Source organism: Actinomadura meyerae (genome assembly GCF_900188445.1).
GTDB lineage: Bacteria > Actinomycetota > Actinomycetes > Streptosporangiales > Streptosporangiaceae > Spirillospora > Spirillospora meyerae.
The window spans coordinates 89979-107184 of sequence record NZ_FZOR01000010.1; the positions used below are offsets into that span (position 1 = coordinate 89979).

15 protein-coding genes and 1 pseudogene are annotated in these 17206 nt (G+C 75.2%); 8 read left to right on the plus strand and 8 right to left on the minus strand.

The features are described 5' to 3' along the window. The first annotated feature begins 506 nt into the window (after positions 1–506). The gene (locus CHF16_RS13045; RefSeq protein WP_089326256.1) at positions 507–1859 is read left to right on the plus strand and encodes an HD-GYP domain-containing protein; all 1353 of its coding nucleotides are present in this window, start codon (positions 507–509) and stop codon (positions 1857–1859) included. Beyond that, entirely contained in the window at positions 1856–3199 is a 1344-nt protein-coding gene (locus CHF16_RS41325) for an HD-GYP domain-containing protein (protein WP_089326257.1), read from the plus strand. The genes CHF16_RS13045 and CHF16_RS41325 overlap by 4 nt, the downstream gene beginning before the upstream one ends. A gap of 53 nt (positions 3200–3252) precedes the next feature. On the opposite strand, the pseudogene CHF16_RS42050 reads toward CHF16_RS41325, so the two are convergent. From CHF16_RS42050 to CHF16_RS13080, 6 genes and pseudogenes are all read right to left on the minus strand, one after another. Next, a pseudogene (locus CHF16_RS42050) lies at positions 3253–4980 on the minus strand (bifunctional copper resistance protein CopD/cytochrome c oxidase assembly protein); the annotation flags it as partial. A 135-nt stretch (positions 4981–5115) separates the two neighbouring features. Then, the gene (locus CHF16_RS13060) at positions 5116–6324 is read right to left on the minus strand and encodes a cytochrome P450 (RefSeq protein WP_218826650.1); all 1209 of its coding nucleotides are present in this window, start codon (positions 6322–6324) and stop codon (positions 5116–5118) included. Then, positions 6321–6917, minus strand: a complete 597-nt coding sequence (locus tag CHF16_RS13065; RefSeq protein WP_089326259.1) for a GTP-binding protein — start codon at positions 6915–6917, stop codon at positions 6321–6323. The genes CHF16_RS13060 and CHF16_RS13065 overlap by 4 nt, the downstream gene beginning before the upstream one ends. Beyond that, on the minus strand, positions 6895–7299 hold the full coding sequence (locus tag CHF16_RS13070) for a DUF742 domain-containing protein (RefSeq protein WP_089326260.1): 405 nt from the start codon (positions 7297–7299) through the stop codon (positions 6895–6897). Before CHF16_RS13070 ends, CHF16_RS13065 begins: the two co-directional genes overlap by 23 nt. Next, on the minus strand, positions 7296–7730 hold the full coding sequence (locus CHF16_RS13075; protein ID WP_245868441.1) for a roadblock/LC7 domain-containing protein: 435 nt from the start codon (positions 7728–7730) through the stop codon (positions 7296–7298). The genes CHF16_RS13070 and CHF16_RS13075 overlap by 4 nt, the downstream gene beginning before the upstream one ends. Beyond that, positions 7727–9067 (minus strand): ATP-binding protein, encoded by a 1341-nt coding sequence (locus CHF16_RS13080; RefSeq protein ID WP_089326261.1) that lies wholly within the window; start codon positions 9065–9067, stop codon positions 7727–7729. Before CHF16_RS13080 ends, CHF16_RS13075 begins: the two co-directional genes overlap by 4 nt. Before the next feature lie 301 nt (positions 9068–9368). Here CHF16_RS13080 and CHF16_RS13085 point away from each other — a divergent pair, with 301 nt between their 5' ends. Both CHF16_RS13085 and CHF16_RS13090 read left to right on the plus strand, forming a co-directional pair. Further along, complete coding sequence (locus CHF16_RS13085) at positions 9369–10169, plus strand: helix-turn-helix domain-containing protein (protein ID WP_245868443.1); 801 nt, start codon at positions 9369–9371, stop codon at positions 10167–10169. 37 nt (positions 10170–10206) lie between these two features. Further along, positions 10207–11460, plus strand: coding sequence for an FAD-binding protein (locus tag CHF16_RS13090; RefSeq protein WP_089326262.1), 1254 nt, complete (start codon positions 10207–10209; stop codon positions 11458–11460). 49 nt (positions 11461–11509) lie between these two features. Here CHF16_RS13090 and CHF16_RS13095 read toward each other — a convergent pair whose 3' ends face one another. Together CHF16_RS13095 and CHF16_RS13100 are read right to left on the minus strand one after the other, a co-directional pair. Then, on the minus strand, positions 11510–12706 hold the full coding sequence (locus CHF16_RS13095; RefSeq protein ID WP_089326263.1) for a sensor histidine kinase: 1197 nt from the start codon (positions 12704–12706) through the stop codon (positions 11510–11512). Next, positions 12703–13359, minus strand: a complete 657-nt coding sequence (locus CHF16_RS13100; protein ID WP_089326264.1) for a response regulator transcription factor — start codon at positions 13357–13359, stop codon at positions 12703–12705. The genes CHF16_RS13095 and CHF16_RS13100 overlap by 4 nt, the downstream gene beginning before the upstream one ends. A gap of 185 nt (positions 13360–13544) precedes the next feature. On the opposite strand from CHF16_RS13100, the gene CHF16_RS13105 reads away from it, so the two are divergent. From CHF16_RS13105 to CHF16_RS13120, 4 genes are read left to right on the plus strand one after another with little or no spacing between them, the layout of a single operon-like run. After that, the gene (locus tag CHF16_RS13105) at positions 13545–14048 is read left to right on the plus strand and encodes a hypothetical protein (protein WP_089326265.1); all 504 of its coding nucleotides are present in this window, start codon (positions 13545–13547) and stop codon (positions 14046–14048) included. Next, a complete protein-coding gene (locus CHF16_RS13110) occupies positions 14048–15172 on the plus strand; it encodes a peptidoglycan-binding domain-containing protein (protein ID WP_089326266.1) in 1125 nt (374 codons plus the stop codon). The genes CHF16_RS13105 and CHF16_RS13110 overlap by 1 nt, the downstream gene beginning before the upstream one ends. Continuing rightward, the gene (locus CHF16_RS13115) at positions 15169–15969 is read left to right on the plus strand and encodes an ABC transporter ATP-binding protein (RefSeq protein ID WP_089326267.1); all 801 of its coding nucleotides are present in this window, start codon (positions 15169–15171) and stop codon (positions 15967–15969) included. Before CHF16_RS13110 ends, CHF16_RS13115 begins: the two co-directional genes overlap by 4 nt. Continuing rightward, positions 15966–17171, plus strand: a complete 1206-nt coding sequence (locus CHF16_RS13120; protein ID WP_089326268.1) for an ABC transporter permease — start codon at positions 15966–15968, stop codon at positions 17169–17171. The genes CHF16_RS13115 and CHF16_RS13120 overlap by 4 nt, the downstream gene beginning before the upstream one ends. The last annotated feature ends 35 nt before the right edge of the window (positions 17172–17206 follow it).

Consider the following 17206-nt stretch of genomic DNA (forward strand, 5'->3'; position numbering starts at 1 on the left):
CGGCGCCGTGACCGGCGGGGATGAAAAAGGCTCGGGTTGGCGCCGAGTTTGCCGATGCACGTGCATGTTGGTGTGCAGCCGGATTGTGCGCTTACGTTGGGTGTATTCCCCGGGGCAATTGATCACCTATGGTGACGGTCGGTTCACGCTTTGCTCAGTTTTTCCCTGACGCCTGTGTGACCTGGGCAGTTCGCGTTAGGCTTATGCCGAAATCAGCGACGGGAGCACGTGCGCGCCGATGCAATTCGGGGTATGTGCTCGCCCGGGAAGCCGGGCCCCGCGCCCGGCCCCTCGGTAGGCCGGCCGCGAGGCCGGGACGGCCCGGATCGGCGGGGGGAGGCAAGGAGCCATGCACGAACGCGTGTCGCCGGCGGGACACGGCCGGAGCCCGATCGCCTCGGCGTCGTCGTTGATGCTGACCAAGGGCGTGTCCTGGGTCTAGGCGTCGGCAGGCGCACAGCACCCCGGCGGCGGCCCGCCATCTCGTCACTCCCCGAGGGGCGGCAATGCGTGGACTTCCTCTCGCTGCCTGGGCGTACGTCAGCGGTGTGGTGGCCGTCGCGGCTGGCCTCATCGCGACCTCGTCCTTCGCGGAGCTGGACTGGGGCAAGCTGGTCGTGCTGGCCCTGCTGTTCCTGGTCTGCGACTCGGCGCCCGCGCGGCTGAACGTCGCGCGCGCCAGGGTGTCGCTGAGCTTCGCCGCGAGCCTGGCCTCGGTGGTCCTGCTCGGCCCCACCGGCGCCGCGCTGCTCGGCCTGGTCGCCGTCGTCACCGGGCAGCGGTTCTTCGCCCCCGTCAAGCGCGTGTTCAACGGCGCGCAGTTCGCGCTCAGCGGCTTCGCCTCCGGGACGGTCTTCGAGCTGCTCGGCGGTGACCGCTTCCACCCGGAGAAGGCCCGCTGGGTCGAGCACGTCATCGGCCCGTTCCTCGGCGCGCTGGTCGCGTTCGTGGTGGTCAACCTGGCGCTCACCGCCGGGGTCCTGCTGCTCAGCCGGCAGGCCGCGCCGCGCGAGCTGCTGCACGAGAGCGGCCAGCTCGCCGTCGGCTGCCTCGGCTACGGCATGGTCGGCCTGCTGATCGCCGGGCTGTGGCCGCGGGTCGGGCCGTTCGCCGCCGTGCTCGTCCTGCTCCCGCTGTTCATCGCCCGGTGGGCGATGGACCAGGCGTACGCGCAGCAGCAGGCGCACGCCGCCACCCTCGCCGCGCTCTGCCAGGCGGTCGAGACCAAGGACTTCTACACCCGCGGCCACTCCGAGCGGGTGTCCCGCGGCTCGGTGATGATCGCCCAGGAGATCGGGATGCGCGCCGACCGGGTGGAGGCGATCCGCTACGCCGGGATGCTGCACGACGTCGGCAAGCTCGGCGTCCCCACGAAGGTGCTGCAGAAGAACGGGCCGATGACGGAGGAGGAGTTCGCCGCGATCCAGCTGCACCCGATGCGCGGGCTGGAGATCGTCCGCGAGATCGGGTTCCTGGACGAGGCGCTCGCCGGGATCATGCACCACCACGAGAAGATGAACGGCCGCGGCTACCCGATGGGCCTGGCCGGCGACGAGATCCCCGAGTTCGCCCGGGTCATCTCGGTCGCGGACGCGTTCGACTCGATGACCTCGACGCGCTCCTACCGGGCCGCCCGCAGCATCGAGGAGGCGGTGGCCGAGCTGCGCCGCGGGATGGGCGACCACTTCGACCCCGAGATGGTCGAGGCGTTCCTGCGCGCGCTCGACCGCGAGGGCTGGGAGCCGCCCGACCCGGTCGTGCTGCCGGACGACGACATCGTCGAGACCACCCGTCAGGACCACGACGACCCGAGCGCGCCGCTGCGGGTCACCGGCGGCGACGAGGTGCGGCACCAGTGACGACCGGCCGCCTCCACGCCCGGGAGCGGGCCGCGTGGCAGACCATCGACTCCGGCCAGCTGCTGCTGATCGCGACCGCCGGGCTGTTCGTCGTCGTCGCCGTCACCCAGGTCGCCGCGGTCGGCCTCCGGCAGGCCGACATCGCGATCATCTTCGGCGTGCTGATCGCCCTGGGCGAGCTGTTCCGCATGGTGATGCCGGGCAACCGGGAGGTCGCCCCGATCGCCACCGCGGGCGCGATGGGGTACGCGCTGCTGGTCGGCGTCGGGCCCGAGGGCGCCCCGCCGGACGCGCCGCTCGGCGTCGTCCCCGCCGCGCACTCCGCGCTGCAGGTCGTCGCCGTCACCGCGGTCGGCATGCTGGTCGGCTCGCTGCCGCACATCGCGGTGGGCCGGATGCCGCGGCCGGACGCGATGGCCCGCCGGCTGTTCAACGTCGCCGTCATCGCGCTGTGCTTCCGGCCGGTGCTCACCCTCGACCTCGCCTGGTACCTGCTGCTGGCCGTGATGGGCCTGGTCGTGGTCGCGTCCTGCTTCAGCGACGTGCTGATCGCCGCGGTGATCCGGGCGGAGGCCGTCCGGGCGCGGTTCGGCATCGCGCTGCGCGACGAGATCGAGGCGAAGATCGCGCTGTGCGCGGCGACCAGCGCGACCGCCATGCTGATCGCGGTCGCGACGACCGCGATGGGCGCGGCCGCGCTGCTGATCTTCACCGTGCCGATCCTGGTGACGCAGTTCGCGTTCCGCCGCTACGCCGGGATCCGCGCCACCTACCTGGAGACCGTCCGGGCGCTGTCGCGGGTCACCGAGGTCGGCGGGTACGTGGAGGCCGGGCACTCCCGGCGGGTCGCGCGGCTCGCGGTCGCGATGGGCCGCGAGCTCGGCATGGCCGAGGAGGAGCTGCTCGAACTGGAGTACGCGGCGCTGATGCACGACATCGGGCAGCTGTCGCTCGGCGACCCGATCCCGGGCGGCGCGACCGTGCTGGCCTCCCCGGCCGAGCAGCGCCGCATCGCTGAGCTGGGCGCCGAGGTGATCAAGCAGACCGGGGTACTGGACCGGGTGGCGCACGTCGTGCAGCTGTCCTCGCACCCGTACCGGACGGGCCGCGACCCGGCGGGCGACGCGTCCGGCGACGCGGCCGACCGGCCGCTGCCGCCGCCGCTCGCCAGCCGCATCATCAAGGTCGCCAACGCCTATGACGACCTCGTCGGCGACTCCGCCGACCGCGACCGGGGCGCCGCCGTGCTGGAGCGGCTCCGGCTCGACTCGGCCGCCGAGTACGACCCGACGGTCGTGGAGGCGCTGAGCCGCGTCGTGGACCGGCGGCCCCGTCCGTAACGTGCGAACGGTCCATGACGCGCGGACGGCCCGCGGCGGCGCCGGGCGAGCGTGTGGGCGGCCTGCGCCGCGGTGACGGCCGCGGCGGTGGTCCACAGCAGCAGCGCGCCGAGGTGCTGGTCGTCCAGCGGTGGTGCGCCCCACGTGCGGCCGAGGTCCTCGTACCAGTTGCCGTGGACGGTCCCGTCCCGCATGAGCGCCACCCCGGCGATCACGTGCAGCGGCAGGACGGCCGCCGGGGCCGAGGTGCCCGTCGAGCCGTGGAAGTAGGCCAGTCCGGCGGCGAGGAAGGCGACCATGGTGAGCGAGTGGAGCGCGTGGTTGGAGAGCGACGGCGGGAACAGCGGCGACACGTACCACGCGTAGAGGCTGAGTAGCAGCAGCGGGCACGCGACCACGGGACGGCTGAGCGCCCGCAGCCCCCGGCTGTCCGCTGCGGCGGTGAGCAGAGCGCGGCTCTCCCCGCGCATGGCCCGCAGCCCCAGCCGCGCCGGAGCCCCGTACAGCAGCAGCGGCGGCGCGATGAGCCCGACGAGGACGTGCTGGATGGCGTGCGCGCTGAACAGCACCATGCTGTACCGGGAGATGCCGCTCGCGGTGGCGAGCAGCAGGACGAGCAGGCCGGCGGCCCAGGCCGCGGTGCGGCGCGGCGGCCAGTCCCGGACGCGTGCGACGCCCGCCCCGTACAGGACGGCCGCGGTGGCGATCAGCACGGCGAACAGCGGGTCGATCCACCAGTCCAGCAGGTACGGGCCGACGCCGGCCGGGCCGGGCAGCGGGAAGCCGAGCCGCAGCGCGACGACGTCGAGGGTGTCCGGGGCGTTCTCGGGCGGCGGCGTGCGGGACAGCCCGGCGGCGAGCGCCATCGTCGCCGCCATCACGAGGACCTCGACCGCGCCGAGGCGCAGGAAGGGGCGGGGGCCCGTCCCGTCCCGCAGCGCGGGGAGCGTCGCGCGGCGGTGCCACCAGCCGATGGCGCCGAGCAGGACGAGCGCGGCGCCTTTCGCCACGACCAGCATCCCGTACCGGGAGCCGAGGTGGACGCCGCCGAGCCGCACCCAGGCGTTGACCGCGCCGCTGGCGCCGGCGACGGCGAACGCGGCGAGCGCGAGGCCGCTGTAGCGCTCGGCGACGCGGGGGAGGCCGCCCCGCATGTCCGGCGCGAGGGTGACCAGGGCGACGAGCCCGCCGACCCACAGCGCGACGCCGGTGACGTGGGCGGCGAGGCTCCAGACGGCGAGCGCGTGGTTCGCGGCGCTCGCGGCGTGCCCGGTGAACAGCGGCGGCAGCATGGCGGCGAGCGCGCCCGCGAGCAGGTACCCGGCGCCGCCCGCCGCGCGGGGCAGGCTCGCGGCGACCGAGAGGGCGAGCGCGGCGGCGAGGACCAGCAGCAGCGCCCGGCCCTGCGGCAGCTCGACGAGCAGCGTCCGCAGCATGTTCCCGGTGACGCCGCCGAGGCCCGTCCCGAAGAGGTCGAGGACGGTGAACACGATCAGCGCCAGCGTGCACAGCGCCCACGCCAGCGCGGTCAGCGACGCGGCGCGCAGGCAGCGGCGGCCGGTGCGGGACGTCCCCGGCACGAACACGGCGGCGACCAGCAGCCACCCGACCGTCAGGACCGCCGCGACGTCGCCGCCGAGCTTGGCGACCGACAGGCCGGTCTTGGTCAGCGCCCCCGCCCGCGACAGGCCGGGGACGGCGGTCTCGCTGAACGCGCCCCCGAGCCGCACCACGAGCGCGAGGACGACCAGCGCGACCGCGGCGGCGCCGATGCCGAGCATCGTCCGGTCGGTGCGGGCCGCGGGCGGGCCGGGGGTCGCCTCGGGTGCCGTCACGGCCGGTGGTACGCGTCCGGCCCCGCCCCCGGTTCAGTCGGGGCGGGGTTCGGCGTGGGCGGGGGGCGGCGTGGGCGGGGTTCAGCGCGGGCGGGGGTCGGCGGGGCCCGCCGGGGGGAAGACGACCGGCAGGGCGACCATGGCGCGGTGGAACGGGCCGGGGCGCCACTCCAGCGCGTCCCGCGGGACGGCCAGCTCCACGTCGGGCAGCCGGTCCAGCAGCACCTCGATGGCGGCGGACGCGATCAGCCGGGCGTGGCTCTTGGCCGGGCAGGTGTGCGGCCCGCCGGCGAACGACAGGTGCGCGCGGTTGCCCTTCCGGTCGGGGACCGCCCGGGACGGGTCGGTGTTCGCGGCGGCGTAGCCGATCAGGACGGGCTGGTGGGCGGGCAGCCGGTGCCCGTGGAAGTCGATGTCGCGGCGGGGGAAGGTCGACCCGTAGTTGGCCATCGGCGGGTCGGTCCACAGGATCTCGTCGAGCGCGTCCTCGACGGGCATGCTGCCGCCGGCCAGGTCGCCGGCGAACCGGTCGTCCGACAGCAGCAGGAGGATGCCGTTGGCGATGAGGTTCTGCTCCGGTTCGGTGCCGGCGCCGAGCAGCAGCGTGAGCTGGTGGGCCATCTCCTCGTCGTCGAGGGCGGCCGGGTGGCGCATCATCCAGGACGTCACGTCCGCGCCCGGGTTCGCCCGCTTGTGGGCGACCAGCTCGCCGGTGCCCTCGGCGAGCAGCGCGTTGCCCTCCTCGGCGGACACGGCGTCGAAGATCGCGCTCATGCCGCGGACGAGCTTGTCGCCGATCTCGCTCGGGCAGCCGAACATCCGGTTGAACACCAGCAGCGGCAGCGAGCGGGCGTACTGCCCTATCAGGTCGGCCTTGCCGTCCGCCGCGAACCGGTCGATGAGCGTGTCGGCGGCGGTCTGGGTGTGGTCGCGCAGCGACACCGGGTCGATCCGGTCCATGCTGTCGACGATCACCGACCGGAGCCGCGCGTGGACGGCGCCGTTGGTGAACAGCGCGTTCGGCCGGGACATCATCATCGGCAGCACGGGGCAGCTCGGGCCGACCTCCTCCTCCCACACCTCGCTGCAGCGCGGGAAGGTGTCCGGGTCGCGCAGGATCTCCAGCGCGGCCTCGTAGCCGATGACCAGCGTCGCCGGGACGCCGGGGGCCAGCTCGACGGGCGCGAGGTCGCCGTGGGCGCGCATCCGGGCGTAGACGGCGGCGGGGTCGCGGGCGTACTCGGGGCCGTAGAGGGGGAAGCGCTCCGGTTCGGTCATCTGCGCGGTCATGCCGTTTCCGTGTCCAGGGTGAGGAGGTGGTCGACGAGGGAGATCAGCGCCTGGGTGGAGGACCTGCGGTCGCGGGCGTCGCAGGTGACCAGCGGCGTGCCGGGCGCGAGGTCGAGGGCCTCGCGGACCTCGGCCTCGGGGAACACGGGCGAGCCGTCGAAGTGGTTGACGGCGACCGCGTACGGCAGGCCCTGCTTCTCCACGATGTCCATGACGGCGAACGACTCCTGGAGGCGGGCGGTGTCCACCAGGATCAGCGCGCCGAGGGCGCCGCGCGCCAGGTCGTCCCACAGCCGGGTGAACCGCTGCTGGCCGGGCGCGCCGAACAGGTACAGGACGAGGTCGTCGCTGAGGGTGAGGCGGCCGAAGTCCATCGCGACGGTGGTGGTGGTCTTGTCGCGGATGCCGGCGAGGTCGTCGACGGTCGCGCCGGCCTGCGTCATCCGCTCCTCGGTGCGCAGCGGGCGGATCTCCGACAGCGTCCCGACGTAGGTGGTCTTGCCGACCGCGAAGTGCCCCACGATGAGGATCTTGACGGCGGTCCGGACGGTGTCCCGGACGTAGGACGGGTCAGAGGCGAGCGCGGAGCCCATCGAGCACCTCCTGAAGGAGCCGGACCTTCGGCTGCTGGGCGGCGGGCGCGGCGGCCCGGGTGGTGAGGTGCCCGCTGTCGACGAGGTCGGAGAGCAGCACCTTGACGACCCCGACGGGCAGGCCGAGGTGGCCGGAGATCTCGACGACCGACAGCGCGCCGCCGCGGCACAGCTCGACGATGCGGACCTTTTCCGGGGTCAGGCCCTTATTCGAGAGCGGTTGCCGGGGGGCCTGGGGGGTCGCCCCCCCGGAGTGAAGGGGCAGGTCGCCGGTGGCGATGACGAGGGTGACGAGATCGAAGACGTTGCGGGTCGGGTGCGCCCGCCCGCCGGTGACGACGTGCGGGCGCACCAGCGCGCGCTCGTTCCGCCGGGGGGTCATGCGGGACTGCCCGCGCCGGGACGCGGCGGGCTGGTCAGCTCCTTGCCCAGCCGCTGCACCAGTTCCTGGAGCCGGAACGACACGGTCTCCATGTCGACGTGCTGGGTGGCCGACACCGCGAGGTAGGCGCCGGGGCCGGCGGCGACGAGGAACACGTAGCCGTCGTCGAACTCGTTGACCGTCTGCCGCCAGGTGGTGCCCGCGTCACCGCAGAACTCGGCGGTGCTGCGGGCGAGCGACTGGAGGCCCGCCATGCCGGCCGCCTGCCGCTCCGCCTCGTCCCGGTCGATCCGCTCGGAGTGCGCCATGAGCAGGCCGTCGGCCGACAGCAGGATCGCGTAGCGGGTCTCCGGCATCCGCAGCGCGTCGTCCAGCATCCAGCCGAGCCGGTTCGTTCCGTCGTCCATCGCGCCGTTCCATCCCTCGTTCATGCCCGCAGATCCTTACTGTCGGCGCCGGATCCGGACCCGGGCGCCTCGCCGGACGGCGTCGCGGCGCGGCCGGACCGCGTGCCGCGCTGCCAGGCGCCGAGGCCGGCGGCGGTCTCCCGCGGCGGCCGCGGCGGTGGCGGCGCGGCGGCGTCCTCGCCGTCGGGGACGCCCGCCGCGCCGGCCTCGCCCTCGCCGCCCTCGCCGCCCTCGGGCTCGGCGGGACGTTCGGCGAGGGCGACGCGGCTGCGCTTGGGCAGCCCGCCGGCCGTCGACGCGGCGGGCGGCGCGGCCGCGGGGCGCTCCGCCGCCGCCGGTGCGGGCACCCGCTCGTCCGGGACGGTGGTGAGCAGCGCGGACGGCACGAACACCACCGCGCGCACGCCGCCGTAGGGGGAGTGGCTGTCGACCGACACCCGGAAGCCGTACCGGGCGGCGAGCACGCCCGCGACCGCGAACCCGACGCGGGGCGGGTCGCCGAGCCGGTGGATGTCCACCGACGCGTCGCCGGACAGCAGCTCCGACGCGCGCTGCAGCTCGTCGGCGTCCATCGCGACGCCCGCGTCGTCGATGGTGATGGCCACGCCGTTGTGCGCGGAGCGGAAGTTGACCTCGACGGCGGTGTCTGGACGGGAGTGCCGGGCGGCGTTGTCCAGCAGTTCGGCGAGGGTCAGCACGATCGGCTCGACGGCCCGGCTGGTCACCGCGGCGTTGAGCGACCCCTCCAGGTTGATGCGCAGGTAGTCGCGGATGCGGGACGTCGCGCCGCGCACCACGTCGGTCAGCGAGGACGCCGACCGCTGCTGCCCCGGCCACGACCCGCAGAGCACGGCGGTGGCCTGCGCGCGGCGTCCGAGCTGGGCGTTCATGTGGTCGATGCGGAGCAGGCCCTCCAGCACGGCCGGGTCGTCGTGGCGCTCCTGCATGTGCGAGATGGCGAGCTGCTGCTCGTTGGCGAGGCTCTGCACGGCGCGCATCATCGCGCGCAGCGTCGACTTCGCCGACCGGTCGGCGCGCTCCCGGACGCCGGCGGCCGAGCCCGCGAACAGGTCCACGACGGTCTGGATGGCCTGGCCGTAGGCGGGGGCCTCGCGGTCGAGGTCGTGCAGCGGTCCGGTGACCCGCACTCCCGGGTTGGTCAGTGACTCCATGAGTTCGGGCAGCCGGACCTCGGCGAGGTGCCGCAGCTCCCGCTCCCGCAGTTCCAGTCCGCGGGCGAGCACGGAGTTCTGCTCGTGCAGCTCGGCGGTCGCCCGCCGCTGGCGGACCAGCAGGACGGCGGCGGCGATGCCGGCGCCCGCCACGAGGACGAACGCCGCCGCCAGGAGGAATTGCTCCATCAGATCCTCGGTGCAGAGGGGTGTCGGGCGAGGTGGGACCGGCCGCGGGGCCGGAGGGTGGGGGAGTGGCGCGGTACACGCCACAGGTTCGGCACCGTAGGGCGCTTCGCGGGCGCGTGCTTGTGCCCGCGCGCAAGGAACCTGCCGCCGGGCGCACGGCAAGATCACTGACAGTCCGAATCACGCTACTTTCCGCTGGATTCAGGTGAATCGGCGGTACCGCGCGTACTACGCTCGGGCGGAAGCGATCACCGGCCGGACCTGGTCCGGGGCGGTGCGGACCGGCGGAAGGGGCCTGCGGGTGGACGACCTCCTCGACCGGCCGGTCCGGCGCGACGCCTACCGGCTCGTCCTGTACGGGGAGGGCCGCCCCGAGCCCGGCGCGGAAGGCTACCGGTTCCTGCTGCCGCTGAACGGCGAGCTGCTCATGCTCGCCGGCGGCCGGGAGTCGCGGCTGCGCCCCGGGACGGGCGGGCTCGTCCCGCCGGCCGCCCCGCTGCGCGTCGACCGGCGGCGGCCCGGCCGCGCGCTCGTGCTGACGATCCCGGCGCGCGAGCTGTCCGGGCGGCTCAACCTCCCGGCGCTGCCAGTGACCGGGATCGACCTGACCGCGGGGCTCGGCCGCGTCGTCGCCGACATGGTCCGGGCCGTCGGGGAGGAGCGCGCGAGCCTGTCGGATCCGCAGTTCGACGCCGCCTGCGACCGGATCACCGAGTTGCTGTGCCTGCTCGTCGCGGGCCGCGCCCGCCCGCCCGCGTCCGGCCACCTCGCCGAGGTGGAGGCGGTGGTGCGCCGGCACGTCCGCCGGCACGCCGCCGACCCCGGCCTCACCGGCGCCGCGATGGCGCAGGACCTCGGCTGGTCGCTGCGGCAGATCCAGCTCGCGCTGCAGCGGGCCGGGACCACGCCGCGCGAGCTGATCCGCGAGGAGCGGCTCCGGCTCGTCCGCGACCGGCTGCGCGATCCGCTCTACCGGAACGTCACGATCACCGACCTCGCGCACGCGAGCGGCTTCTCCTCCGCGAGCGCGCTCAGCCACGCGTTCCGCCGCCGCTTCGGCATCAGCCCCCGCGACCTCCGCCGCGGTGCCGGCCCCCGCTGACCGCCCGGTAACTCCTCCTTCGGCGTACGGTGCCGGTGTGGATCAACTTGGGCGGCTCAGGAACTGGGCCGGGAACGTCGGCTACGGGGCCGCGCGGGTGCATCGGCCCGAGTCGCTGGAGGCGCTGCGCCGCGTCGTGGCGGGCGCTCGGCGGGTGCGGGCGCTCGGCAGCGGGCACTCGTTCAGCCTCGTCGCCGACACCACCGGCGACCTCGTCCGGCTCGACGGACTGCCGCCGCTGGTGGAGATCGACACGGCGCGGCAGGCCGCGACGGTCGCGGCCGGGATGCGGTACGCGGACGTCGCGGCGGAGCTGCACCGCGAGGGGTTCGCGCTGCCGAACATGGCGTCGCTGCCGCACATCTCGGTGGCCGGGTCCTGCGCGACCGGCACGCACGGGTCGGGGGACGGCCTGCGCTGCCTCCCCGCGTCGGTGACCGCGCTCGAACTCGTCGGTCCGGACGGCGACCTGCTGGAGCTGCGGCGGGACCGCGACGCCGCCTTCCCCGGCGCGGTCGTCGCGCTCGGGGCGCTCGGCGTGGTCACGCGGCTGACGCTGGAGGTCGAGCCCGCGTTCGAGGTCGCGCAGCACGTCCGGCTCGGCGTCCCGCTCGGCGACCTGGCCGCCCGGTTCGACGAGGTCTTCGGCGCCGCCTACAGCGTCAGCGCGTTCACCGGGTGGCGCGGCGGCGAGGCCGTGGTCTGGCTCAAGTGCCGCGCGGGCGCGCCCGAGCCGGTGTGGGGCGGCGGGCGCCCGGCGGACGCGGCGCAGCATCCGGTGCCGGGCATGGACCCGGCGGCCTGCACCGTCCAGCTCGGGGAGCCGGGCCCGTGGCACGAGCGGCTGCCCCACTTCCGGCCCGAGCTGACGCCGAGCGCCGGACGCGAGCTGCAGTCGGAGTGGTTCCTGCCGAGGGAGGCGGCGGCCGCAGCGATCGAGGCGGTGCGGGGGCTCGCCGACGTCGTCGCGCCGGTGCTGCACATCTCCGAGATCCGCACCGTCCGCGGCGACGACCTGTGGCTGAGCCCGGCGTACGGCCGGGACACGGTGACCTTCCACTTCACCTGGCACGACGACCTCGCCGGGGTGCTGCCCGCGGTGGAGGCGCTGCAGGAGCGGCTCGTCCCGCTGGGGGCGCGGCCGCACTGGGGCAAGGTCAGCACCACGCCCGCCGAGCAGGTCGCGGCCCGCTACGAGCGCGCCGCCGACTTCGCCGGGCTGGCGGCCGCGGTGGATCCGGGCGGGAAGTTCCGCAACGCGTTCGTGGACGCGCTCTTCCCGCGCGGCTAGCCCCGTCCCTCAGCCCTTCACATAGCCCTTCCCGCCGCGGTCCGCGCGGTCAGCCGCCGGGCAGGGCGACCGTGATGGCCAGGCCGCCCTGCGCGCGGGGGACGGCCGCGACCGTGCCGCCGTGCGCCCGGACGATCGACTGGACGATCGACAGCCCCAGCCCGGCGCCCTTCGCGGTGACGACCCGGTCGCCGTCGAGGCGGCGGAACGGCTCGAACAGCGCCGGGACCTCGTAGGGCGGGACGGGCGGGCCCGAGTTGGCGACCTCCAGCACGGCGCGGCCGTCCTCGGTGCGGCAGGCGACGGTGACCCAGCCGCCCTCGGTGTTGTGGCGCAGGCCGTTCTCCAGGAGGTTCTGCACGACGCGTTCGAGGAGGAGGGCGTCGCCGGACGTCATGGCCTCCTCGGCGGAGGTCTCGATGGTGATGCCGGTGTCCTTGGCCTCGGGCGCGGTCTGCGCCGCGACGTGCGCGACGACGTCCGCGAGGTCGACGGGCGCGCGGCCGGTGATCTCGTTCTCGGAGCGCGCGAGCAGCAGCAGGCCGCCGATGAGCCGCTCGTGCCGCGCGTTGATCTGCAGCAGGGTCTCGCCGAGCTGCCGGACGTCCGGGGACGCCGTCTCGCGGTGCATCGCGACCTCGACCAGGGCGCGGCCCAGCGTGAGGGGCGTGCGCAGCTCGTGCGAGGCGTTGGCGACGAAGCGGCGCTGGCCGTCGAAGGACCGGTCGAGCCGCTCCACCATCGTGTCGAAGGTGTCGGCGAGCTCCTTCACCTCGTCGCGGGGGCCCTTGAGGGCGATGCGCTCGTGCAGGCCCCGGTCCGCGGCGGGCGCCCCGGCGATCCGGCGGGCGGTCTCGGTGACGCGGTGCAGCGGGGACAGCACCTGGCCCGCGATGAGCCAGCCGAGGCCCGCCGCCGCACCGCCGACGACGAGCAGCGCGATCGACCCCTGCGTCACCAGGGACGTGACGGCGGCGTCGCGCAGCTCGGCGCGCTGCAGCTTCATCCAGTTCTCGCTGTCGGCCATCATCTGCTCCTCCTGGACGCGCCGGTCCGGGACGGGCGCGGTGCCGGGCGCCGGGGACGTGCCCGGCGCCGGGGACAGCCGGGTCGCGAGGACCTTCGTGCCCGAGCGGGACAGCTGCTGGGTGAACAGGGCGTAGGTCACCCCGAGCAGGACGACCCCGGCGACGAGGAACAGGCCGCAGTAGGTGAGGGTGAGCCGGGCGCGCAGCGACAGCTTCATCGGATCCGGTACCCCGCTCCCTTGACGGTCTCGACCACGGGCGGGTCGGCGAGCTTGCGGCGCAGCTTGAGGACGGTGAGCCGGACGGCGCCGGTGAACGGGTCGGCGTGCTCGTCCCACACCTTCTCCAGGAGCTGCTCGGCGGAGACCGCGGCGCCGTCGGCGCGCAGCAGCTCGGCGAGGACGGCGAACTCCTTGGGCGCGAGCGGCACGTACCGGCCGTCCCGGAACACCTCGCGGCGCGCCGGGTCCAGGGTGATCCCGGCGCGGTGCAGGACGGGCGGCGCGGCCGGGCGGGACCGGCGGCCGAGCGCGTGCACGCGGGCGGCCAGCTCCGGGAACGCGAACGGCTTGGGGAGGTAGTCGTCGGCGCCGAGCCCGAGGCCGGCGACCCGGTCGGTGATCTCGGCGGCGGCCGTCAGCATCAGGATCCGCGTGGCGGCCCCGCCCCGCACGACCTCCCGGCACACGTCGTCGCCGTGGACGAGCGGCAGGTCGCGGTCGAGGACGATCACGTCGTAGTCGTTGACGCCCGCGCGCTCCAGCGCCGCCGCGCCGTCGTAGGCGAGGTCCACGGCGTGCGCGTCGTCGCGGAGCCACTCGGCGATCGCGTCCGCGAGCAGCCGCTCGTCCTCCACCACCAGAACTCTCAACGCTCCTCCTCCGGGCGCTCCTCCTCCGGGCGCTCCTCCTCCGACGGCCGATGGTGCCCCACGGCGTGTTTCCTCGGCGTTAGCCGCCGCGGGCGCGGGCCGCGGAAACGCGGGGGAAACGTCCGGCCGGGTTGCATCGCTCCGCGTCGGGCCGGAACGGATCCGGCCGGCGGTGAGGAGGAGACATGCGACTGCGGATCCTGGCGGCGCTGCCGCTCGCGCTGGCGCTGGCGCTGACCGGCTGCGGCTCGGATGACGGCGGCGATACCGGCGTGGCGTCGGCGGGCGGCGCCAAGCAGGAGGGCGCGGCCGGCGGCGCCAAGCCGAACCCGGACGAGATGGGCGTGAAGTTCGCCCAGTGCATGCGCGAGCACGGCGTCGACATGGAGGACCCGAAGCCCGGCAAGGGCGTCCAGCTCAAGGTCAAGGGCAAGAAGGAGATCGTCGAGAAGGCGATGGAGGCGTGCCGGCAGTACAACCCGCAGGCGAACGCGACCGGTGCGCCCGACCCGGAGATGCAGGAGCGGGCGCGCGAGCACGCCGAGTGCATGCGGCAGCACGGGGTCGAGGCGTTCCCCGACCCGAAGCCGGGCCAGCGCGGCATCCGGATCGACGGGAAGGTCGGCCAGGACCCCGACTTCGAGGCCGCCGAGCAGGAGTGCCAGAAGATCCTCCAGGGCGGGAAGTGATGGGCGGGACCACCGTGGACGAGAGCGCGCCGGCGCGGGCGCGGGGGCCCGCGCGGGCCCGCCGCCGGCCCCGGCCGCTGCTCGCGCTCGGGGTCGCCGCGCTGGTCGCGGCCGGCGGGGTGGCGACCGCGGCGGCGCTCGGCGGCGGCGACTCCGGCGGCGGGGCGGATCCGGCGCTGCCGCCCGCCACCGTGAAGGTCGCCCGGCAGACGCTCGACGACGCGCAGACCGAGGACGGGCGGCTCGGCTACGGCCCCGCGACCGCGGTGACGAGCCAGCTTCGCGGCACGCTGACGAAGCTCCCCGAGAGCGGGTCCGAGATCACCCGGGGCCACGAGCTGTACGAGGTCGACGGCGACCCGGTCGTGCTGATGTACGGGTCCAGGCCGTCCTACCGGCCGCTCACCGTCGGCACCGAGGGCGCCGACGTGAAGCGGTTCGAGAAGAACCTCGCCGCGCTCGGCTACGGCGGCTTCACCGTGGACGGCGAGTACACCGCCGACACCGCCGACGCCGTCCGGGAATGGCAGGACGACATCGGCGTCGAGGAGACCGGGACCGTCGAGCTCGGCCGGGTCGCGTTCGCCGACGGGCCCGTCCGGGTCGACAGCGTGCAAGCGAGCGCGGGGGAGCCGGTAGCGCCCGGAAAGAAGGTGCTGTCGTGCACCGGCACCGTCCAGGCCGTGACCGTCGAGCTGGACACCGCCGACCAGCGCCTGGCGAAGAAGGGCGCGAAGGTCACCGTGACGCTGCCGGAGAACGAGACCGTCACCGCGGAGATCGACGAGGTCACCACCGTGATCGAGCCGGGCGAGCAGGGGCAGGACCCGACGACGAAGGTCGAGGTGACGATCTGGCTCGACTCGGCGAAGGCGAAGAAGGCCGCCGCGCGGTACGCGCTGGCCTCGGCCGATGTCACGTTCACCGCGGGCAAGCGGGAGGACGTCCTGACCGTCCCGGTGACCGCGCTGGTCGCGCTGAGCGAGGGCGGGTTCGGGGTGGAGGTCGTCAAGGGGGCGGCGTCCTCGTACGTCCCGGTCGAGACGGGCCTGTTCGCGGACGGCAAGGTCGAGATCTCCGGGCCGGGCATCACCGCCGGCACCGTCGTGGGGGTACCGAAATGATCGTGCTGCGGGACGTGGTGAAGCGGTATCCGGGCGGCGTGCACGCCCTCGCCGGGGTGTCGCTGGACATCGGCGCGGGCGAGCTGGTCGCGATCGTCGGGCCGTCCGGGTCGGGCAAGTCGACGATGCTGAACGTCCTCGGCACGCTGGACCGGCCGACGTCCGGCGAGGTCCGCATCGACGGGCACGACGTGGGGCGGCTGACCGACGCCAGGCTGTCGGCGCTCCGCGCGACCCGCATCGGGTTCGTGTTCCAGCACTTCCACCTGGCGGGCGGGACGCGGGCGATCGACAACGTCGCCGACGGGCTGCTCTACACCGGGCTCCGCGCGTCGGCCCGCCGGCGGCGGGCCGCGGCGGCGCTGGAGCGGGTCGGGCTCGGCCACCGGCTGGACCACGAGCCGCACGAGCTGTCCGGCGGGGAGCGGCAGCGGGTCGCGATCGCGCGGGCCGTGGCCGGGGAGCCCGCGCTGCTGCTCGCCGACGAGCCCACCGGCGCGCTGGACTCGGCGTCCGGGGACGGGGTGATGGCGCTGCTGCGCGAGCTGCACGCCGCGGGCACCACCGTGGTGGTCATCACGCACGACCGGGAGATCGCGGCCGGGCTGCCGCGCCGCGTCCGGATGCGCGACGGCCGCGTGGTCGCCGACTCGGCGCGCACCGGCTCCGGGGCGGCCGAGTCCGAGCCCCCTGATTCCGGACCCGCTGATTCCGGGCCCGCTGATTCCGGGCCCGCTGATTCCGGGCCCGCTGTCTCCGGGCCCGCCGACTCCGTGCCGGCCGAGGCGGCGCCGTGACGGCCGGGACGCTGCGCCCCGCGCGGCTGGGTCCGGGGGACGTCGTCAAGGTCGGCGCGGTGGGGCTGCGGACGCGCCCGATGCGGGCGTTCCTGTCCGCGCTCGGCATCGCGATCGGGATCGCCGCGATGGTCGCCGTCGTCGGGGTGTCCTCCTCGTCCCGCGCGGAGCTGGACCGGGCCCTCGCCGCCCTCGGCACGAACCTGCTGACGGTGTCGCCGGGCAGCACGCTCACCGGCGAGGAGGCGCAGCTGCCGCTGGAGTCGGAGCGGATGGTGGCGCACATCGCCCCGGTGCGGGAGGTGTCGGCGATCGGGCTGCTGGACGACGCGAAGGTGTACCGGTCCGGCAAGGTCCCCGAGACCGAGACCAACGGCATCGCGGCCTACGCGGCCCGCACCGGGCTGCGCGCCGCGACGGGCGCGGAGCTGAGCCGCGGCGTGTGGCTGACCGCGGCGACCGGCGAGTTCCCCGCGGTGGTGCTCGGCGCGAAGGCGGCCGAACGGCTCGGCATCGGGCACGCGTCACCGGACGTGCAGGTGCTCGTCGGCGGCCACCGGTTCACGGTGATCGGCATCCTCGCGCCGGTGCCGCTGGCCCCCGAGCTGGACACCGCGGCGCTGGTCGGCTGGCCCGCCGCGCGCGCCGTGCTCGGCTTCGACGGGCATCCGACGACGATCTACACCCGGTCGGCGGACGCGAGCGTCGAGGACGTCCGCGCCGTGCTCGGCCCGACCGCGAACCCGGCGGCGCCGAACGAGGTGGAGGTGTCGCGCCCGTCGGACGCGCTCGCGGCGCGGAAGGCGGCCGGGGAGGCGTTCACCGGGCTGCTGCTGGGCCTCGGCGCGGTGGCGCTGCTCGTCGGCGGCGTCGGGGTCGCCAACACCATGGTGATCTCGGTGCTGGAGCGCCGCGCGGAGATCGGGCTGCGCCGCTCCCTCGGCGCGACCCGCGGCCAGATCCGCACCCAGTTCCTCGCCGAGTCGCTGCTGCTGTCGGCGCTCGGCGGGCTCGGCGGCGCGCTGATCGGGGCGCTGGTCACGGCGGGCTACGCCCTCTACCAGGGGTGGCCGGTGGTGATCCCCGCCTGGGCGGTGCTCGGCGGCGTCGCGGCGACGCTGGTCATCGGCGCGGCGGCGGGGCTGTACCCGGCGGTCCGGGCGTCCCGGCTCAGCCCGACCGAGGCGCTCGCCGCCACCTGACCCCGCTCGCCGCCGCGTGCCCCCGCGCTCGCCTC

Coding starts and splice junctions, on each gene's coding strand:
- CHF16_RS13045 (WP_089326256.1), top strand. CDS start 507: ATGCGTGGACTTCCTCTCGCTGCCTGGGCGTACGTCAGCGGTGTGGTG.
- CHF16_RS13060 (WP_218826650.1), bottom strand. CDS start 6,324: ATGACCGCGCAGATGACCGAACCGGAGCGCTTCCCCCTCTACGGCCCC.
- CHF16_RS13065 (WP_089326259.1), bottom strand. CDS start 6,917: ATGGGCTCCGCGCTCGCCTCTGACCCGTCCTACGTCCGGGACACCGTC.
- CHF16_RS13070 (WP_089326260.1), bottom strand. CDS start 7,299: ATGACCCCCCGGCGGAACGAGCGCGCGCTGGTGCGCCCGCACGTCGTC.
- CHF16_RS13075 (WP_245868441.1), bottom strand. CDS start 7,730: ATGAACGAGGGATGGAACGGCGCGATGGACGACGGAACGAACCGGCTC.
- CHF16_RS13080 (WP_089326261.1), bottom strand. CDS start 9,067: ATGGAGCAATTCCTCCTGGCGGCGGCGTTCGTCCTCGTGGCGGGCGCC.
- CHF16_RS13095 (WP_089326263.1), bottom strand. CDS start 12,706: ATGAAGCTGTCGCTGCGCGCCCGGCTCACCCTCACCTACTGCGGCCTG.
- CHF16_RS13105 (WP_089326265.1), top strand. CDS start 13,545: ATGCGACTGCGGATCCTGGCGGCGCTGCCGCTCGCGCTGGCGCTGGCG.
- CHF16_RS13110 (WP_089326266.1), top strand. CDS start 14,048: ATGGGCGGGACCACCGTGGACGAGAGCGCGCCGGCGCGGGCGCGGGGG.
- CHF16_RS13115 (WP_089326267.1), top strand. CDS start 15,169: ATGATCGTGCTGCGGGACGTGGTGAAGCGGTATCCGGGCGGCGTGCAC.